Here is an 18,434-nt window from a genome sequence, read left to right as displayed (position 1 = left end):
TTGGTAGAGGCGCGACGGGTCCGGGCAGAACATCCGCTGGCGCCCGGGGACGGGCGTACAGGCTTCGATCAGAGCAGCGGGGCGTGGAGCGCGGCGAACAGGGCGCCGGTCAGCCCGGCAAGCGCGACCGCATCCCGCAAGGCCGCACGGGGCTGGTAGGAAAGGATGGCAAGGAAGTCCTGCATGAGCTTGGGCCCTCTTCTGCTCTTCGTTTCCGTTCTGTTCTCACGCCGTTAACCATTCAGCAAGAACTTTGTGTGAACATGCACGAAAAGTGAAACTCAGCCCGCGCGGATGAGCCGGATCGCCTTGTCCTGCTCCATCAGCCAGAGCAGCAGCCGCGCCGCCTCGCCCCGATCGCTCGCGAGGTCGGGGTCCGTCTCGAGAAGCAGGCGCGCGTCGTCCTGCGCCATCCGCATGAGGCCCGGTTGGCGCTCGAGATCGGCGATGCGGAAGCGCGGCAGGCCGGACTGTGCCGTGCCCAGTACGTCGCCCGCCCCGCGCATCGTCAGATCCTCCTCCGCGATGCGGAACCCATCCTCGGTCTCGCGCAGAAGCTCCAGCCGCTTGCGCGCCGTCTCGCCTACTTCGGGGCCATACATCAGCAGGCAGGACGAAGCGCCCGACCCGCGGCCCACCCTGCCCCTGAGCTGGTGAAGCTGGGCGAGGCCGAAGGCGTCCGCCCGCTCGATCACCATGATCGTCGCCTCGGGCACGTCGACGCCGACCTCGATCACGGTCGTCGCCACCAGGACCTGCGTGCGGCCCGCGACGAAATCGGCCATGGCGGCGTCCTTCTCGGCCGGCGGCATCTGGCCGTGCACCAGCCCGACCTTGCCCCCGAGGGCCCTTTTCAGACGCTCGAAGCGGTGCGTCGCCGCCGTCATGTCGACCGCGTGCGAATCCTCGACCAGAGGGCAGACCCAGTAGGCGCGCCGGCCCTCGGCGACGGCGGTGCGCAGGCGCTCGACGATTTCGTCGTAGCGCGCGTCCGGGATCAGGACGGTGCGGATGGGCTGTCGGCCCGGGGGCTTCTCGTCGAGGATGCTGACGTCCATGTCGCCGTACTGCGCAAGGGACAGCGACCGGGGGATCGGCGTCGCCGTCATCACGAGAAGGTCGGGCGCGAGGCCCTTCTCGCCCAGGCGCAGCCGCTCGCGCACGCCGAAGCGGTGCTGCTCGTCGACCACCACAAGCCGAAGGTCGCGGAAGGTGACGTCGTCCTGAAAGACAGCGTGGGTGCCGACGAGGATGTCGGTATCCCCATTCTCCAGCCGGCCGAGCTTGTCGGCACGGGTGCGGCCCGCATCGCGCCCGGTCAGAAGCTCGATCCGCGCGCCCGCCGCGTCCGCCAGGGGGGCCAGCGCCTGCATGTGCTGCTGCGCGAGGATGCCGGTCGGGGCCATCAGCACCCCCTGCCCGCCCGCCTCTACAACCGTCAGCAGCGCCATCAGCGCGACCAGCGTCTTACCTGCCCCCACGTCGCCCTGCAGCAGCCGGTTCATGCGCCGCGTATCCGCCATGTCGGCGGCTATCTCGTCCATCGCCCGCTGCTGCGCGCCTGTGGGCGCGTAGGGCAGGACGGACAGCACCTCGCGCCGCATCCGCCCGTCACCGTCCGAAGGCCGTCCCGGCCGGGCCCGCGCCTCGCGCCGGACGAGGGCGAGGGTCAGTTGATGGGCGAAGATCTCGTCATATGCCAGGCGGCGGCGCGCGGGCGCGTCGGGAAGGACGTCGTCGGCCCCTTCGGGCGCATGGGCGGCAAGGATGGCATCGTGCCAGCCCGGCCAGCCTTCCTTCGCCTTCAGCGACGGCTCCACCCACTCGGGCAAATCGGGCGCACGGGAGAGCACGTCGGCCTGCGCCTTGGCCATCGCCTTCTTCGTGATCCCGTCCGCCATCGGATAGACCGCCTCGAAGCGCGGCAGCTCCTCGGCCTCGCCAGGGGCGAGAACGTAGTCAGGGTGCGCCATCTGATGCACGCCGTCATAGATCTCGAGCCTGCCGGACACGATCCGCCGCTCGCCCACCGGCAAGAGCCGCGACAGCCAGTCGCCCCGCGCGTGAAAGTAGATCAACACGAACTCGGTCTTGGCGTCGCGGACGTGGACGCGGTCGGGCCGGCCGGGGGCGGTGGCGGCGTGGTGGCGGATCACCGTCACCTCGACCGTGACGACCGAAGGCACAGGCGCACCCTGCACCGTCTCGCGCGGGCGTCGGTCGATCACCGCGGAAGGCAGCAGGAAGAGAAGGTCGCGCGGGCTCTCGACGCGCAGGCGTTCGAAGGCGGCGGCCGTCTTGGGTCCGATCCCGTCCAGCTTCTCGAGGCCGGCGAAGAGAGGCCAGAGGATCTCGGGCCGGCCACCGCCGCGGCGCGCGCGGCTCATGCGCCAGCCAGCGTCAGCCAGCCCTCCTCGTCGACGGTCTCGATCCCCAGCTCCTCCGCCTTGCGACCCTTCGACCCCGCGCCCGGCCCTGCCACGACGAGGTCCGTCTTCGCCGACACGCTGCCCGAGACCTTGGCCCCGAGCGCCTCGGCCCTTGCCTTCGCCTCCGCCCGCGTCATCCGTTCGAGCGAGCCGGTGAACACCACGGTCTTGCCGGAGAGCGCGTGCCCTTCCGCGGTCGCCTCAGGCGAGCGGAGGGCGAGCGCGTCCATCAGCGCGTCGATCGCCGCCCGCTCCTCCCCGGCGGCCATGGCGTCTGACAGGGCGAGCGCGAGGGTCGCGCCGATTCCCTCGATGCCGACGAGGTCGTCCCAGGCCGCGCGGGCGTCGTCGGGGACCGGAACGTCGTTCCAGACCGCATCGCGCACGGGCTTCGTGCGCGCGCGGCGGCTCTCGGCCTTCGCGGCCGCCCGCTCGGCGCGCACCGCCTCCTCCGCCTCGCGATGGCGGGTCGCGGCCGGATGGGCCGCATCGACCGCCCGGGCGAGCGTGGGCCAACTCCCGTAGTGCCTAGCCAAGACCTGCGCCGCGACCTCGCCGACATGCCGGATCCCGAGGGCGAAGATCGCCTTGCCCAAGGGTTGCGTCCGCGCCGCCTCGATCGCCGCGAAGAGGTTGGCGGCCGACTGCTCGCCCCAGCCCTCCAGATTGCGCACCTGCTGCGCGGCGCCGGGACCGTGCCGCTCCGGCAGGGCGAAGACGTCCGCGGGGGCGCGCAGCCAGCCCAGGGCATGGAACCGCTCGACCTCCTTGTCGCCGAGACCCTCCACGTCCAGCGCCGCACGGGAGACGAGATGCTTGAGGCGGGCGACGCGCTGAGCGGGGCAGATCAGGCCGCCGGTGCAGCGGCGTACGCTCTCGCCGGGTTCGCGGGTGGCCGGGCTGCCGCATTCGGGGCAGGTCGCGGGCATGGCCCAGGGTACCGCGTCCGCCGGGCGCGCGGCGAGGTCCACTCCGGCCACCTTCGGGATCACGTCGCCGGCGCGGTACACCTCGATCCGGTCGCCGACGCGCACGTCGCGGCCCTTCGGGGCGGGTGCGTCCGGGGCGCCGGGATCCTCGCCCGGGCGGATCGGCACCCCGTCAGAGCCAACGCCTGCGACGTAGTCCTCGTTGTGGAGCGTCGCGTTCGAGACGACGACGCCGCCCACGGTCACCGGCTCGAGCCGCGCGATCGGCGACAGGGCGCCCGTCCGCCCGACGTTCAGGTCGATCCCGACAAGGCGGGTCCAGGCCCGCTCGGCCGGGAACTTGTGCGCGATGGCCCAGCGGGGCGTGGTGCTGCGCGTGCCGAGCCGCGCCTGATAGCCGAGGTCGTCGACCTTGTAGACGACGCCGTCGATGTCGTAGCCGAGTTCGGCGCGCGCGACCTCGATCTCGCGGTACTGCGCAATCATCTCGGCGGGCCCGTCGCAAAGGCGCGTGCGGTCGTTCACGGGAAAGCCCATCTTCCCGAGCCGTTCGAGCGCGTCGTGCTGGGTTTCTGCGAGCGGCTCCGACAGGACGCCCCAGGCATAGGCGAAGAAGCGCAGCGGCCTGGCCGCCGTGATCGCCGGATCGAGCTGGCGAAGGCTTCCCGCCGCCGCGTTGCGGGGATTGGCGAAGATCCTGCCCCCCACCTCCCCCTGCCGGGAGTTCAGCGCCGAGAAGTCGCGATGGGACATGTAGACCTCGCCCCGGACCTCCATCCGGGTGGGGGCGCCGGGGACCTGTTCGGGAATGTCGGCGATCGTGCGGGCGTTGCGCGTCACGTCCTCGCCCTCGCGGCCGTCGCCGCGCGTCGCGGCCCGCACGAGGCGGCCGTCCTCGTAGAGAAGGGACAGCGACAGCCCGTCGATCTTCGGCTCGGCCGTGTAGCGGAGCGGCGCATCGGGACCGAGACCGAGATAGCGGCGGATGCCGGCGTCGAACTCGAACACCTCGGCGTCCTCGAAGAGATTGCCCAAGGACAACATCCTCATCTCGTGGGGAACGGTCTCGAACGCGTCGGCCGGGGCCGCGCCGACGGCGTCGGTGGGGCTGTCCGGGCGCTTGAGGTCGGGGAACCTCGCCTCGATCGCGACGTTGCGACGCTTCAGCGCGTCGTACTCCGCATCCGAGAGCGCGGGCGCATCCTCGGCGTAATACGCCGAGTTGGCATCGTTCAGCCGCTCGGCGAGCACCGCGAGCTCGGCTGCCGCCTCCCCCGCATCGAGCCTGTCCACGTCCTTGGTCCGCACTATCAAGTCCCGCCCGGTTAACCCGGCCCGAGTCCTAGTGCCGGAAGGCACGCCGGTCCACGCGGCAACGGCCTGCGCCGCCATTCGCCGCGGCGAAATACCCCCCCGTCCCTTGGGGGGCCGTACCCGCGCCGTGCGCCCGCTTCAGGCGCGCAGGACCAGCGGCGGCGTTCCGGCAGCCGCCGCAGGGTCGCGCAGGACGTAGCCGCGGCCCCAGACCGTCTCGATCCGGTTGTCGCCGCCGGTCGCATCCGACAGCTTCTTGCGGAGCTTGCAGATGAAGACGTCGATGATCTTCAGCTCGGGCTCGTCCATCCCGCCGTAGAGATGGTTGAGGAACATCTCCTTCGTGAGGGTCGTCCCCTTCCGAAGGCTCAGCAGCTCGAGCATCTGATACTCCTTGCCCGTCAGATGCACCGGCTTCCCGCCTGCCTCGACGGTCTTGGCGTCGAGGTTGACCCGGATCGGACCCGTCTCGATCACCGACTGGGCATGTCCCTTGGAGCGTCTGATGATCGCGTGGATCCGTGCGACCAGCTCGTCGCGATGGAAGGGCTTGGTCAGGTAATCGTCCGCACCGAAGCCGAAACCCTTGATCTTGTTCTCCGTGTCGTCCTCGCCCGTGAGGATCAGGATCGGCGTGTCGATCCGCGCGAGGCGCAGCTGCCGGAGCACGTCGTGCCCGTTCATGTCCGGCAGGTTCAGGTCGAGAAGGATCAGGTCGTAGTCGTAGAGCTTGGCGAGGTCGATTCCCTCTTCGCCGAGATCGGTGGCGTAGACGTTCAGGTTCGCGTGCGTGAGCATCAGCTCGATGCTTCGCGCGGTGGTCGGATCATCCTCGATCAAAAGGATTCGCATTCTTCGCCTCGCTTTCGTCGGCCCGTCGTCACCTATCGCATGGAAACGTTAACGCACCGTTACCGCCGGTGCAGCGGCCTGAGGCGGGCTGCGTCAATTTATCGGTATTTCTTCAAAGCAGTGGTGCGAAGGGCACCGTCGCCATGACGCGCGCTCATCGCGATCCAGCCGTCGAGCTCCTCCGCGGAGAGGTCGTAAGCCTCCATCGCCCATTCGCGCGTCACCAGCTCCGATCGCACGCCCCTGACCACGGCCGCCTTTCGGGCCGCCACCCAGCGCATGGTGCCCTTCGGGGGCAGGTCGCCCATGGTCATTCGTCCGCCTTCCGGCAGTGACACGGCGCGGGGCCCGTCGGTCTTTCGCAGATACATGGCATCCTCCATCGGGGAGGACTGAAGCCGCCCGCCGCTTAACGTCCGGTGAAAGCGAGCCTTGCAGATATGGAGCATTCTACCATATCGGGCATGTCCTGCCCCGGAGGATCCGATGGACGGCGCCCGCACCACCGACACGCTCGGCTTCGGTCTGCCACCCGCCGAGACGCGGGTGGTGGTCGCGATGTCGGGCGGGGTGGACAGCAGCGCGGTCGCGGCGCTCCTAGCGTCGGAGGGCTACGATACGGTCGGCGTGACGCTGCAGCTCTACGACCACGGTGCGGCAATCCAGAAGGCGAACGCCTGCTGCGCGGGGCGTGACATCCACGACGCCCGCCGCGTGGCCGAGGCGATGGGCTTCCCCCACTACGTGCTCGACTACGAATCGAAGTTCCGCGAGGCCGTGATCGACGAGTTCGCGGACGCCTACCTGGGCGGCGCGACCCCCGTGCCCTGCATCCGCTGCAACGAGCGCGTGAAGTTCCAGGACCTGCTGGAGACGGCGCGCGACCTCGACGCCGATTGCATGGCCACCGGTCACTACATCCGCCGCCTCGACGGGCCCGGCGGTCCCGAACTGCACATGGCGGCCGATCCCGTGCGCGACCAGTCCTACTTCCTGTTCTCGACGACGAGGGAGCAGCTCGCCTTCCTGCGCTTCCCGCTCGGCGGGCTGGCCACGAAGGCGCAGACGCGGGCGCTGGCCGCACGGTTCGGCCTCCCGGTCGCGGACAAGCCCGACAGCCAGGACATCTGCTTCGTGCCGGACGGCGACTACGCGGCGGTCATCGAGAAGCTCCGGCCCGGCGCCGCGCAGCCCGGCGACGTCGTCCACGCGGACGGCCGCGTCCTGGGCACCCATGACGGGGTGATCCGCTACACGATCGGGCAGCGCAGGGGCCTGGGCCTCGGCGGGCTGGCCGAGCCGCTCTACGTCGTGAAGCTGGACGCGGAGGCCAGGCAGGTCGTCGTCGGCCCGAAGGAGATGCTGGCCACCCGGACCGTCCCCCTAAAGGAGGTGAACTGGCTCGGCGACGGGCCGCCCGAGGGCGTTCACGAGATCCGGGCCAAGGTCCGCTCCACCGTGCCGCCGCGCGACGCCGTGCTCCGGATCGAGGGGAGCCGCGCGAGCGTCGAGCTGGCGGCGGCGGAACGGGGCGTGTCGCCCGGGCAGGCCTGTGTGTTCTACGCCCCCGAAGGCACCCGCGTGCTGGGCGGCGGCTGGATCACCGCCGGCTGAGGAGGTCCAGGACCGACCGGGCCGCGCGCCGGCCGGGATCGGGCCCGTCCGCGCCGAGGCGCTCCATCGTCAGGGCCATGGCGGCCTGCTGGGCGGCGGGGTCCGCCAGCACCGACAGCACGGCCGCCGCGATGGCGTCCGGCCGGCAGTTCCGACCGATGAACTCCGGCACGGCGCGCGTCTCGGAGACGAGGTTCACGAGCGTCACGGTATCCACCCGCACCATCCGCGAGAGGATCATCCGGGTAAGTGGCGCCATGTCGTAGGCGATGACCATCGGACAGCCCTGCCGCGCCAGCTCGAGGCTGACGGTGCCGGATGTCGCGAGCGCCGCATCGGCCGCCGCGAAGGCTACGCGGCGTGCCTCCGGGCCCTCGACGAGGACGGGGCGGACGGGCCAGCCGGCGACGGCGGCCTCCACTTGCGCCCGTCGACCGGGCGCCACGGGCACCACAACGGCCAGTTCAGGATGTGCGGCAAGGATGGGGCGCAGCGCGGCGCCATGGACCGGGGCCATGCGCGCTATCTCGCCCGCACGGCTTCCGGGCAGGACGGCGAGGACGCGGCCGCAGAGGTCGTGCGCCTTCCGGAAGGCCCGCGCGACCTCCGGCGAGGCGACCGGCTCTGCCGCTACGGGGTGGCCGACGAAGTCGCAGCTCATGCCCGCAGCTTCCATGTAAGGCGGCTCGAACGGCAGGAGGGCGAGGACGTGATCGACGTCGCGGGCCATCTTCACCGCCCGGCCCGGCCGCCATGCCCAGACGGACGGTGCGACGTAGTGCGCCACCGGTTGCGCAGGGCGGATCGCGCGAATCAGCCGGTCCACGCGCAGGCAGAAATCGGGGCTGTCTATGCCGACGACCACGTCGGGCCCGAACGCGATGGCGGCACGGGCCGTGTCGTGGATGCGCCGGCGGAGGTCGAGGTATCTCGGCAGCACTTCGGCCAGGCCCATGACGGAAAGCTCGTCCATGGGAAACAGGCTTTCCATTCCCTCGGCGCGCATCAAGGGGCCTGCGATGCCGCGGGCATCGACCTGCGCCCCTTCGGCGCGAAGCCCGCGCAGCAGCGCGGCCCCGAGCGCGTCGCCCGACGCCTCGCCGGCCATGAGGAACGCCTTCAGCACGGAGCGCGCCGAAATCCCGCCGGAGGGCGGATCAAGGCCGTGCCCACAAGAAGAGGCCCGCGTCCTCGGCGGCGCCGGTGGTCCCTTCCAGCACCTGCACGCCGCCCGCCTCGAAGGCGATGCCCCGCAGGCCGGCCTCCACCGCGCTGCGGATCGTTTTGGGGCCGACCGCCGGCAGGTCCAGCGCGCGATCCTGGCCCGGCTTGCTGCGCTTCACCAGGACGCCCCCTTCCGCGCCCTGCCCTGCCCCGCGCGTCTCGGCGACGAACCGCAGCATCGCGTCGGTGCCCTGGATCGTCTCGATCCCCAGGACCCTGCCGGAGGCGACGACGCACCCCTGCCCCACGTCGAGCGGGCCGAGTGCGGCGAGGACGCCCTCGCCCCGTTCGGCGTCGGCTGCGTCGATCTGGGAAGGGGGCGGGCCGGCGCGGTGGCCCTCGGCGACGGTCAGGTCCAGGACCGCGTGCGGTGGGACGAGGGCGAACCCTTCGCCCTCCAGCAGCGCCCGCACCGTCCGTAGCAGCGCGTCGTCCCCCCGCATCGCGGCGGGGGCGAGGCGCGGCAGCCAACGCAGGGCCACGGGATCGGTGAGGGCCCGCAGCGGCGGCCGCTCGACCCCGCCGGCAGCGACGACCGTCCTGCACCCCGCCCCCCGCAGTGCCGCTAGGATGCGTGAGGGGGCCGTCATCGGCAGTCGTGCGTGGGGGTGATCCTCTGCCCAAGCGCCTGCGAACCCCTTCAGCGCGATCACCAGATACGGCAGCCCCCGGCCCGAGCGCGCTTCAGCTATGGCCCTGGGCAGATCGCCCCGACCCGCGAGGATCCCCAACGGGCCTTCCGGCCCCCCGGTCATGCGGGCGCGCTCACTTCGGCACCAGGAAATGCCGGTCGCTGTCCGAGAGGACGAAGGCGCAAACCTCGCGGACCATGGCGCTGTCGGTCTCGTCGTTGAGGCGGCGGGCCCGCTCCGCGAAGGAGCCTTCGCCCTGCTTAAGCGTCGCATATGCGGCCCGCAGCGCCGTAATGTCGGACCGCTCGACCCCCCGGCGCTTCATTCCGACCAGGTTCAACCCATCGAGCTCGCCCCGGGGGCCTTGCACGAGGCCGTAGGGGATCACGTCGTTCGTCACCATCGCCAGCGCGCCGATGATGGCCCCCCGGCCGATCCGCACGAACTGATGGATGCCGCAGAGGCCGCCGATCACGACGTCGTCCTCGATCACGCAATGCCCCGCGATGGCGGCTTGGTTCGCGACGACGCAGCCGCTCCCGATGCGGGCGTCGTGGCCGACATGCGCGCCCGTCATGAAGAGGTTGCGGTCGCCGACGACCGTCTCGCCACCGCCCCCTTCGGTACCTATGTTCAGCGTCGCCCCTTCGCGGATGACGTTCCGCGCGCCGATCCGCAGGATTGCAGGCTCGCCCCGGTATTTCAGGTCCTGCGGCACCTCGCCCACCACGGCGCCCGGGAAGACCTGGCATTCCTCGCCCAGCTCGGTGTCGCCCGTCACGACGGAATGGGGCCTGAGGACGCAGCCCGCCCCAAGCACGACCTGCGGGCCGACGACGGCGAAGGGACCGATCTCGCAGCCCTCGCCGACGCTCGCGCCTTCCTCGACGACTGCGAGCGGGTGGATCACGCGGCGTCCTTGCCGCCGTTACGATCGATCATGGCGGTGAACTCCGCCTCGCAGGCGAGTTGCCCGTCCACGGTCCCACGGCCGCCGAAGCGCATGATCTTGGACCCCGCGCGAAGGATCTCGATCCGCATCTCCAGCCGGTCGCCGGGCACGACCATGCGCCGGAACTTCGCCTTCTCGATGGCCATGAAGTAGACCAGCATGTCCGTGTCGATCAGTCCCTCGGACAGTCCGACGAGGACGGCGGAGGTCTGCGCCATGCTCTCGATGATGGTCACGCCCGGCATGATGGGCGTGGAGGGGAAGTGGCCTTGGAAATGCGGCTCGTTGAACGTGACGTTCTTGATCCCCGTGGCCGACGATCCGGCCTCGATGTCGATCACGCGATCGACGAGGAGGAAAGGGTAGCGGTGCGGCAGGACCCGCTTGATCAGGTCGATGTCGGCGGTCTTGGGGACGTCCTGCGTCACGGGGCGCTCCTCTGCGGGAAGGTCCGGCGCGAGGTATCAGCCAGCCCCCGCGCCGTCCAGCGAGGGGGTGGTCATTCGGCCGCCGGCTGCGCGCCCTCGCCGTCCTCCTCGCGCGCCCTCTCGATCGTGGCGGCGTCGATGCGCGCGACGGCCTCGTCCGTGATGTCGAGGTCGTCGGAGGAAAGGAAGACGTCGCCTCGATCGAGTAGGAGGCCGGCGCCCCGCTCCTCGAGGATGCCGGCGAGGATGGGCAGCGCCTGATCCCAGAAGAGGTCCGGCACGGCGTCCCGCCGGGCGAGGTGGGCGCGGGTCTTGGCGTCCTGCGCGGCGCGCAGGCTCTGCACCCTTTCGTCGAAGGCGGTCGCCGCGGCGCGGAAGGCGTCCGGATCCATCGCGTCGCGCCGCTCGGTCAGGGCGGCTTCCTCGGCGCGAAGCTCCTCCTGGATGGAGGTGTTCTCCGCGGCGAGGTCGCGGCCCTCCTCGTCGATCTCCGCGAGGAGCGCCGAGCCGAGCCGCGATTCGGCAAGCACCCTCTCCCGGTCGAGGACGAGAACCCCTTCCGCGACGTCCTGCGCCGTCGCCGGCACCGCCACGGCGAGCGCGGCGGCCAGCAGCACGGGCCGGAGGGTCAGACCCATCAGAACTCGGTGGCGATGGTGAAGTCGAAGTTGCGGACGCGGTCGAACTCCTCCTCGACCAGGGGGCGCGAGAAGTTGAACCGAAGCGGCCCGAATGGGCTGATGACGAAGAGCGACACGCCGATCGCCGCGCGCAGCGCCGCCTCGTCCGAACCTTCGGCATTGGTCGGCACGTCCAACCCCCAGACCGAGCCGACGTCGAGGAACGCGCCGCCGCGCAAGCCGTACTCCTCCGGGAAGCCGAGGGGGAAGTCCCCCTCGATCCGGGCGACCGCATAGTAGTTGCCGCCCAGCGGATCGCCATCCTCGACCGCGCCGTCGCGGGGGCCGATGCCCCGGCTCTCGAAACCCCTGAAGGTGCGCCCGGAGGTGAAGAACCGTTCGGTCACGCGTGTCTCGTAGTCGTCGAGGGCGATGATCGCGCCGCCTTCGATCTCGGCGCGGAGGTTGACCTCCCCCCGCAGCACGGCGCGTTCGGCCTGGGCCGTGGCGACCGTCCGCACGTATCGCGCATCGCCGCCGATGCCCGCGAAGTCCTGGCCGAAGCTGAACGCGTAACCGATATCCGGATCGCCCGGCAGGTTCCGCCGGTCCAGCGTATAGGTGTATCCGATCGCGCTCGTCAGAAGGTCGCCGCGCGATGCCTCCGACACGATGAGCGGGGCGACGCCGGTCGCTCCCTCCGGGATGTCGAGTCCGTTCTGCTCGATGCGGTAGCGCAGCTCGACCCGGCCGTTATCGCTCACGGGGAAGACGAGGCGGGGGCTGAAGCCGATCGATTCGGTGTTGAAGCTGGCGTTCAGGCTGTCGGTCGAGTTGGCGTAGATGCGGAAGCCCGCGCCGACGTCGCGGCCGAGGAAGGCCGGCTCGAAGAAGTCGAAGCTGCCCGTGATGCTGTCGGACGTGCGCGCGAAGCGAAGCGCGATGGCCTGTCCGCGGCCGAGGAAGTTGCGCTCGCCGAAGGCGACGTTGAAGCCGACGCCGGACTCCCCGCCATAGGACGCGCCGAAGGAGAGCGAGCCGGTCGTCGTCTCCTCTACGTCGACGTCCACCACGACGAGGCCCGGCTCGGACCCTTCCACCGTGTCGACCGCCACGTCCGAGAAGAAGCCGAGCGCGCGGATGCGCTCGGCGGCGGCGCGGACCTCGCGTGGGTCGAACGGATCGCCCTCGACGGTGCGGAATTGCCGGCGGATCACGCGGTCCAGCGTCGTCGCGTTGCCTTCGATGTCGATGCGCTCGACGAACACGCGGGGCCCGCGCTGGACCCGCAGGATGACGTTCGCGATCCCGGTCCGGGGGTCGCGATCGATCTCGGGCTCGATCCGGATGAAGCGGTCGCCGCGGCGGGTCGCGACCTCCTCGAGCCGCACGATGTTCTGCTCGACCACGGATGGGGAGAACACCGCGCCCGGGCGGAACCGCAACTCGGCGGTGAAGGGCGCGGCGGGAATGCCGTCGACCTCGGAGACGGCGACGACGCGGCCGATCCTGTATTGCTGACCTTCCTGGACGTTGAAGGTCACGAAGTCGCGGTCCCGCTGGGGCGTGCGCTCGACGTTCACGGACAGGATGTCGAAATCGGCGTAGCCCCGCGCGAGGTAGAAGTCCTGCAGAAGGCGCCGGTCCAGTTCGAGCCGGGGCTCGAGCAGGGTGTCCGCCCGCACGATACGCCGGAGAAGGCCGGCCTGCCTGGTCTCCAGGACGCGGCGCAGGCGTCGGTCCGTGAAGGCGCGGTTTCCGGTGAAGCTCAGCCGCTCGATCTCGACGACCCCGCTCTCGTCGACCTCGAAGACGAGGTCGACGCGGTTGTCGGGCCGCCGGATGATCCGCGGGGTGACCGTCGCACTGACGCGCCCCTGCTCGGCATAGACGGCAGCGATGGTGTCGGCGTCGGCCTCGGCCTGTGCAGGGGTGAAGACGCGGCGCGGCGTGCTCTCGATGAACTGGCGCAGGTCCTCGTCCTCGAGGCGCCGGTTCCCCTCGATCGCGATGCGGCTGATCGTCGGACGCTCCACCACGCGCACGACGAGCGACGAGCCTTCGGTGACGAGCTCGACGCTTTCGAAGAGGCCGGAGTTCACGAGGGCCTGGTACCCGTCGTTGATCTGCGCGGCCGTCGCCGTACCGCCGCCCGCGCCAAGATAGCTGAGGACGGTGGCCGATGGCGTGCGCTCGTTGCCTACCACGCGGACCGAATTGAAGCTTTGCCCATAAGCCGACGTGGCCAGCGCCGTCGTCGTCGCGACGGCAGCCACCAGGGCGCGCGCCCCGCCTCTGAGCGCGCGCGTGCGCGCGACAGGCCGCTTCTTCATGTGCCCCGATCCCTAGCCAACTAACCCTCGGTCGGGATAGCCGAGGGTCCGCAGGCTGTCAAAACGCCGTGGACGACCCTGTCGCAACGATCACACTCGCCACCTGCGCGCCGAGCGCGAGCGCGCCCAGAAGCACGGTGGTCGCCAGAACTCGGTCCCCGTTGAGGCGGGCCGCGAGGCCCAGGGCCCGCGAGCCGCCGAGGCATGTTCGCACGATCGAGTTCATGGACTTCGCTCCTTCACCCGTTCCGATGGAATGCAATTGCGGCGCGAATGGGGCCGAAGTGCGGAACGGTGAGGCGACGCCTCAGCAGACGAAGTCGTTGAAGAGCGCGAAGATCATCAAGGTCCCGATCAAGGCGAGGCCGCCGACCATCAGCACGTTGAGCGCCCGATCCGATGGCTTGCGGCCGGTCGCCAGCTCGTAGGCATGAAAGGCGAGCGTGCCACCGTCGAGGACCGGGATCGGAAAGAGGTTCAGGAGGCCGACCGCGGCCGAGAGGACCGCGACGAACCAGACGAAGCTCTGTCCGCCTTGGCTCGCCATGCTCGACGCGGTCTCCGCGATGCCCACGGGCCCCGAGAGGTTGCAGCTCGAGATCGCGCCGGTCACGATGCTCCAGAGACCTTCCAGGGAGGAGCGCAGGACGAGCCAGAGCTGCGCGGCCCCGCCGATCAGGGCCTGCCAGGGACCGACCGATTCCGTGGCCGGGACGAAGGCGGGCGCGCCGGTGACGCCGATCAGCCAGCGCGTCTCGAAGCCACCCTCGGGCAGCGGAACGTCCATGCGCCGCGGGGCGAGCGCCGTCTCGAACGAGGTGCCGTCGCGCCGGACCGTCAACGACAGGCCATCGCTCCCGGCCGCGAGGACGGAGGCGCGAAGTTGCGCGAAGCTGGCGATGGGGTTGCCGTCGATCGCGACGATCACGTCGCCGGGCCGCAGGTCGGCGTCGTCCGCCGCGCTGCGCGGCTGCACGCCTCCGACGAGCGGCGGAAACGGATGCGGGCCGGGAACCACGACCTCGCCCCCGTCGCGCAGGACCGTCCAGCCGAGGATCCGCTCGGCGGGCAGGGCCTCGCCCCAGTCGCCCAGGTCCTCATCTGGCAGGGGCTGGCCGGCGATGGCCAGGGGCACGTCGCCGGCCTCGATGTCGAACGCGGACGCGTCCACGCCGACGTCCCGAAGGGATTCCACCGCAAGGGGGTCGGAGGGCTGCCCGGACCAGAGCGCGACGCCCGTGAAGATCAGGATGGAGAAGACGAAGTTGAAGATCGGCCCCGCCGCCACGGTGGCGGCCCGCGCCCAGAGGGGTGCGCCCTGCATGGTATGCCTGCGCCGGTCCTGCCCCATCCCGGCCATCGCCGCATGGTCCGTGCCGACGGAGGCGGCGTTGGCATCACCCAGGAACTTGACGTAGCCGCCTGCCGGGATGGCCGCGACCTGCCAGCGCGTGCCCCGCCGATCGGTGCGGGAGAAGAGGACCGGCCCGAACCCGATCGAGAACACCTCCGCGTAGATGCCGGACCACCGGCCGACGATGTAATGGCCGTATTCGTGGATCGCGACGATCACGGACAGGGCGACCACGAAGGCAAGAAGCGTCCAGGCAAGGCCCCCGAAGGCGCCGATCAGGCTTTCCATGCAGTCAGTCCCCGATGGCGGCGGCGATCCTCGCCGCCTCGTCCCGCGCCAGTTGGTCTGCGGAAAGGGCGCCTTCAAGGCTTCGCACGGGCGACGTGATGTCGCCGCGTCCGGACAGGCGCGTCAGCGTCTCCTCGACGACGCCCGCCATGTCCTGGAATCCGATCCGGCCCTCGATGAACGCGTCGAGCGCAACCTCCTTGGCGGCGTTGAACGCCGCGCCGGCATGGCCGCGCGCCTCCATCACCTCGCGCGCGAGGCGCAGGGCGGGCCAGCGCTCCTCGTCCGGGGCGCGGAAGCTGAGCGAGCCGAGCGCGGAGAGGTCCAGCCGCTCCACCGGAAGCGGCCGCCTGCCCGGCCAGTTCAGGGCATAGCCGATGGCATGGCGCATGTCGTGCGGGCCGAGATGGGCCATCAGGGCGCCGTCGCGGAAGCCGACCAGGGCGTGGACGATGCTCTCGGGGTGGACGACGACCTCGATCTGGCCTGGGCGAAGGTCGAACAGCTCGCGCGCCTCGACGACCTCGAGCGCCTTGTTGAACATGGACGCGCTGTCGATGGTGATGCGCCGCCCCATGTCCCAGTTCGGGTGCTCGTTCGCGTCGGCGGGGGTGGCGGCGGCGAGCCTCTCGAGCGGCCAGTCGCGGAACGCGCCGCCCGAGGCGGTGATGACGACGCGCTCGACCTCGTCGCGCGGCTCGCCCGTGAGGGCCTGGAAGAGGGCCGAATGCTCCGAATCCACCGGCAGGAGGGTCGCGCCGTGGCGCGCCACCTCGGCCGTCACCAGCTCGCCGGCGGCGACCAGCGTCTCCTTGTTGGCCAGCGCGAGCGTCCGGCCCGCCCGGATCGCGGCCATGGACGGCGCGAGGCCCGCGGCGCCCACGATCCCGTTCACCGCGATCTCGGCGGCGGCGGCCTCGTGCTCCAGCGCCTCGGGCCCAGCAGCGCGGACGGCGGTGCCGGCAAGGGCATCGGCCAGCGCCTCGACGCATTCGGGCAGCGCGGTGATGGCGACCTCGGCGTCGTGGGCGACGGCCAGCTCCGCCAGCCGCGCGATGCCGGTGGCGCCGGTGACCGCATGGACGCGCCAGCGATCCGGCTCGCGACCGACGAGATCCAGCGTCTGCTCGCCGACCGAACCGGTCGCGCCCAGGACGGTGATCGAGCGCGCCACCCTAGAGGACGACGACCGCCGCGTCGGCGATCGCGGGCGGGAACTCGGCCGCGCCGCGGAAGACGAGGAGGAGGATCGCCGCGCCGAGCATGCCGTCGAACCGGTCGAAGAGGCCGCCATGCCCTGGCAGCAGGTCGGAGGAGTCCTTGACGCCCATCTTCCGCTTTACTGCGCTCTCGGCGATGTCGCCCATCTGCGACGCCATGGAGAGTGCGACGGAGATTCCGACGACCTCGATCCCCGCATCCGTGCCGAGCCACCAGGCCAGGCCGACGGCGGCTGCGGCGACCCAGCCGGCGATGGTGCCGGACCAGGTCTTCTTCGGGCTCATCCGGGGCCAGAACTTCGGGCCGCCGAACTGCCGGCCGGCGAAGTAGCCGAAGACGTCCGTCGCGATCACGACGAGCGCGAGCCACAGCATCCAGCCGAACCCGGCCTCGGCGCGCAGGTCGCCCAGCCCCCAGCCGGCTAGGAGGATCAGCACGCAGTAGGGCACGAAGATCGCCCGCGCGCCCCGCATCACCTCGAGCGAGGCCATCGCCGGCGCCAGCAGCAGCGGCAGCGCAAGCCCGTAGGGCAGCGCGAACGCCAGGAGGAGCGCCGCCCCCGACCCGAGGCCGAGCCAGACCGCGTCCGAACCCTTCGGCGGGCGCGGCGCGCGATCGGTCGGGATGCTGTCCATGGGCCGCATCCTGTCGGAATGCTGCAGCATCCGCGCCAGCTCCCACGTGACCGTCCCGCAGATCACGGCGATCATCACGTAGAAGAACCAGCCGCCCAGCCACATCGCGAAGATGCCGATTACGGCGAGGACGGTCGCGACCCCGAACCGGACCGAGAGATCCGACCAGTCCGCCTCGCGCGGGCCGCTCATGCCGCGGGAACCCTGCCGAATCGCCGCTCACGCGATGCGTAGGACAGGGCGATGCGCTCGAAGTCCGCGGCGGTGAAGTCCGGCCAGAGCGTCTCGACGAACTCGTACTCGGCATAGGCCGATTGCCAGAGGAGGAAGTTGCTGATCCGCGCCTCGCCCGATGTCCGGATCACGAGGTCGGGGTCGGGCAGGAACCAGGTGTCGAGGTAGCCGGTGAACGTCTCGTCGTCGACGCTGCGCGGGTCGAGCTTGCCGGCCCGGACGTCGTGGGCCATCCGGCGGGTCGCGCGCGTGACCTCGTCCCGCCCGCCGTAGTTGATGGCGATGGTCAGGTTCACGCCCCTGCAATCCGCGGTCAGCAACTCCAGCTCGTCCATCATCCGCACGAGCCGTTCGTCGAGGCGGACCCGGTCGCCGATGAAGCGGACGCGGACGTCCTCGTCCCTCAGGTTCCGCGCTTCGCGCTGGATGTAGCGGCGGAAGAGGCTCATCAGCCCGGCCACCTCGGACTGGGTACGCTTCCAGTTCTCGGTCGAGAAGGCGAATATCGTCAGGTATTTGACGCCGATCCCATCCGCGGCGCGCACGACTTCGCGCACGCGGCGGGCCCCGGCGTGGTGCCCCAGGATGCGCGGCCGACCGCGAAGCTGCGCCCAACGGCCGTTGCCGTCCATGATGACGGCGACGTGGCGCGGCGGGGCGGGGCTGGCGGCCCGGCTTGGTTCGGTCATGTCGATGGAGCGCCTCTCGGGAATAGGTTGGGTCGGCCGCAGGTCACACCTGCATGATCTCGCCCTGCTTGGTCTCAAGCGCCTCGTCGACCTGCTTGATGTGGGCGTTCGTCATGTCCTGAACCTCGCCCTCCCAAAGCTTCGCGTCGTCTTCGGACATGCCGGCGGCCCTGGCCCTCTTGATCTTCTGCATCCCGTCCTGCCGGACGTTCCGGATGGCGACGCGCGCGCTCTCGGCGTACTGGCTGGCGACCTTCGTCAGGTCGCGCCGCCGCTCCTCGTTGAGCTCGGGGATGGGCAGGCGGATGGTTGTGCCGTCCATGACCGGGTTGATCCCGAGGCCGGACTGACGGATCGCCTTCTCGACGGCGTTCACGTTGTTCTTGTCCCAGACGGACACGGTGATCATCCGGGGCTCGGGAACGTTGACCGTGCCGACCTGGTTCAGCGGCGTGGGCTGGCCGTAGGCGTCGACCATGATCGGGTCGAGCATGGACCCCGAGGCCCGGCCCGTGCGAAGCGATTGGAACTCCTGCCGCATGGACGCGATGGCCCCGTCCATCCGGCGCTGAAGGTCCGAGGTGTCGATGTCGATGTCTTCGTCGGCCATTCGGTTTCCGTCCCGCAGTCGTGGCATCCGTCGCAGACCGCATAACCCGGACGCCCTTGCGCCCACAACCGCGGCG

General features: G+C 70.7%; 17 protein-coding genes. 1 reads left to right on the top strand and 16 read right to left on the bottom strand.

The window, feature by feature from the left end; all coding sequences use genetic code 11:
* Positions 1-281: 281 nt before the first annotated feature.
* The 4 genes from recG to sciP all read right to left on the bottom strand — a co-directional run bounded on the left by recG (position 282) and on the right by sciP (position 5,895).
* Positions 282-2,387: an ATP-dependent DNA helicase RecG gene (gene recG, locus BCF33_RS03540; protein ID WP_106159528.1), complete on the bottom strand. Its 2,106-nt coding sequence runs from the start codon at positions 2,385-2,387 to the stop codon at positions 282-284.
* Positions 2,384-4,651, bottom strand: a complete 2,268-nt coding sequence (ligA, locus tag BCF33_RS03535) for an NAD-dependent DNA ligase LigA (protein ID WP_245883705.1) — start codon at positions 4,649-4,651, stop codon at positions 2,384-2,386. The genes recG and ligA overlap by 4 nt, the downstream gene beginning before the upstream one ends.
* Before the next feature lie 159 nt (positions 4,652-4,810).
* Complete coding sequence (gene ctrA / locus BCF33_RS03530; protein WP_106159526.1) at positions 4,811-5,524, bottom strand: response regulator transcription factor CtrA; 714 nt, start codon at positions 5,522-5,524, stop codon at positions 4,811-4,813.
* A gap of 98 nt (positions 5,525-5,622) precedes the next feature.
* On the bottom strand, positions 5,623-5,895 hold the full coding sequence (gene sciP, locus BCF33_RS03525; RefSeq protein ID WP_106159525.1) for a CtrA inhibitor SciP: 273 nt from the start codon (positions 5,893-5,895) through the stop codon (positions 5,623-5,625).
* A gap of 115 nt (positions 5,896-6,010) precedes the next feature.
* On the opposite strand from sciP, the gene mnmA reads away from it, so the two are divergent.
* Positions 6,011-7,138: a tRNA 2-thiouridine(34) synthase MnmA gene (mnmA, locus tag BCF33_RS03520; protein WP_106159524.1), complete on the top strand. Its 1,128-nt coding sequence runs from the start codon at positions 6,011-6,013 to the stop codon at positions 7,136-7,138.
* Here the strand turns inward: mnmA and lpxB are convergent.
* From lpxB to frr, 12 genes are all read right to left on the bottom strand, one after another.
* Positions 7,125-8,261 carry a lipid-A-disaccharide synthase gene (gene lpxB, locus BCF33_RS03515; protein WP_106160186.1) on the bottom strand — a complete coding sequence of 379 codons (1,137 nt, stop codon included), beginning with the start codon at positions 8,259-8,261 and terminating at the stop codon, positions 7,125-7,127. The genes mnmA and lpxB overlap by 14 nt on opposite strands.
* 34 nt (positions 8,262-8,295) lie before the next feature.
* The gene (locus BCF33_RS03510) at positions 8,296-9,117 is read right to left on the bottom strand and encodes an LpxI family protein (RefSeq protein WP_106159523.1); all 822 of its coding nucleotides are present in this window, start codon (positions 9,115-9,117) and stop codon (positions 8,296-8,298) included.
* Between the two features lie 10 nt (positions 9,118-9,127).
* Entirely contained in the window at positions 9,128-9,904 is a 777-nt protein-coding gene (gene lpxA / locus BCF33_RS03505) for an acyl-ACP--UDP-N-acetylglucosamine O-acyltransferase (RefSeq protein ID WP_106159522.1), read from the bottom strand.
* Positions 9,901-10,374, bottom strand: coding sequence for a 3-hydroxyacyl-ACP dehydratase FabZ (gene fabZ, locus BCF33_RS03500; protein ID WP_106159521.1), 474 nt, complete (start codon positions 10,372-10,374; stop codon positions 9,901-9,903). Before fabZ ends, lpxA begins: the two co-directional genes overlap by 4 nt.
* A gap of 71 nt (positions 10,375-10,445) precedes the next feature.
* Positions 10,446-11,012, bottom strand: a complete 567-nt coding sequence (locus BCF33_RS03495) for an OmpH/Skp family outer membrane protein (RefSeq protein WP_106159520.1) — start codon at positions 11,010-11,012, stop codon at positions 10,446-10,448.
* Positions 11,012-13,327 (bottom strand): outer membrane protein assembly factor BamA, encoded by a 2,316-nt coding sequence (bamA, locus tag BCF33_RS03490; protein WP_106159519.1) that lies wholly within the window; start codon positions 13,325-13,327, stop codon positions 11,012-11,014. The genes BCF33_RS03495 and bamA overlap by 1 nt, the downstream gene beginning before the upstream one ends.
* Before the next feature lie 58 nt (positions 13,328-13,385).
* Positions 13,386-13,553 carry a hypothetical protein gene (locus BCF33_RS13990; protein ID WP_158259347.1) on the bottom strand — a complete coding sequence of 56 codons (168 nt, stop codon included), beginning with the start codon at positions 13,551-13,553 and terminating at the stop codon, positions 13,386-13,388.
* Positions 13,554-13,634: 81 nt separating this feature from the next.
* Complete coding sequence (gene rseP, locus BCF33_RS03485; RefSeq protein WP_106159518.1) at positions 13,635-14,969, bottom strand: RIP metalloprotease RseP; 1,335 nt, start codon at positions 14,967-14,969, stop codon at positions 13,635-13,637.
* Between the two features lie 4 nt (positions 14,970-14,973).
* Positions 14,974-16,143, bottom strand: coding sequence for a 1-deoxy-D-xylulose-5-phosphate reductoisomerase (gene dxr, locus BCF33_RS03480; RefSeq protein ID WP_245883704.1), 1,170 nt, complete (start codon positions 16,141-16,143; stop codon positions 14,974-14,976).
* 1 nt (position 16,144) lies between these two features.
* Complete coding sequence (locus BCF33_RS03475; protein ID WP_106159516.1) at positions 16,145-17,017, bottom strand: phosphatidate cytidylyltransferase; 873 nt, start codon at positions 17,015-17,017, stop codon at positions 16,145-16,147.
* Positions 17,014-17,748 (bottom strand): polyprenyl diphosphate synthase, encoded by a 735-nt coding sequence (uppS, locus tag BCF33_RS03470; protein WP_106159515.1) that lies wholly within the window; start codon positions 17,746-17,748, stop codon positions 17,014-17,016. The genes BCF33_RS03475 and uppS overlap by 4 nt, the downstream gene beginning before the upstream one ends.
* A 43-nt stretch (positions 17,749-17,791) precedes the next feature.
* A complete protein-coding gene (gene frr / locus BCF33_RS03465; protein ID WP_106159514.1) occupies positions 17,792-18,358 on the bottom strand; it encodes a ribosome recycling factor in 567 nt (188 codons plus the stop codon).
* Positions 18,359-18,434 lie beyond the last annotated feature (76 nt).

It is taken from the genome of Hasllibacter halocynthiae (assembly GCF_003003095.1).
In the GTDB taxonomy this organism is placed as follows: domain Bacteria; phylum Pseudomonadota; class Alphaproteobacteria; order Rhodobacterales; family Rhodobacteraceae; genus Hasllibacter; species Hasllibacter halocynthiae.
The sequence above is the reverse complement of the archived record's forward strand: the minus strand, read 5'-3'. Positions and strand labels throughout refer to the sequence as shown.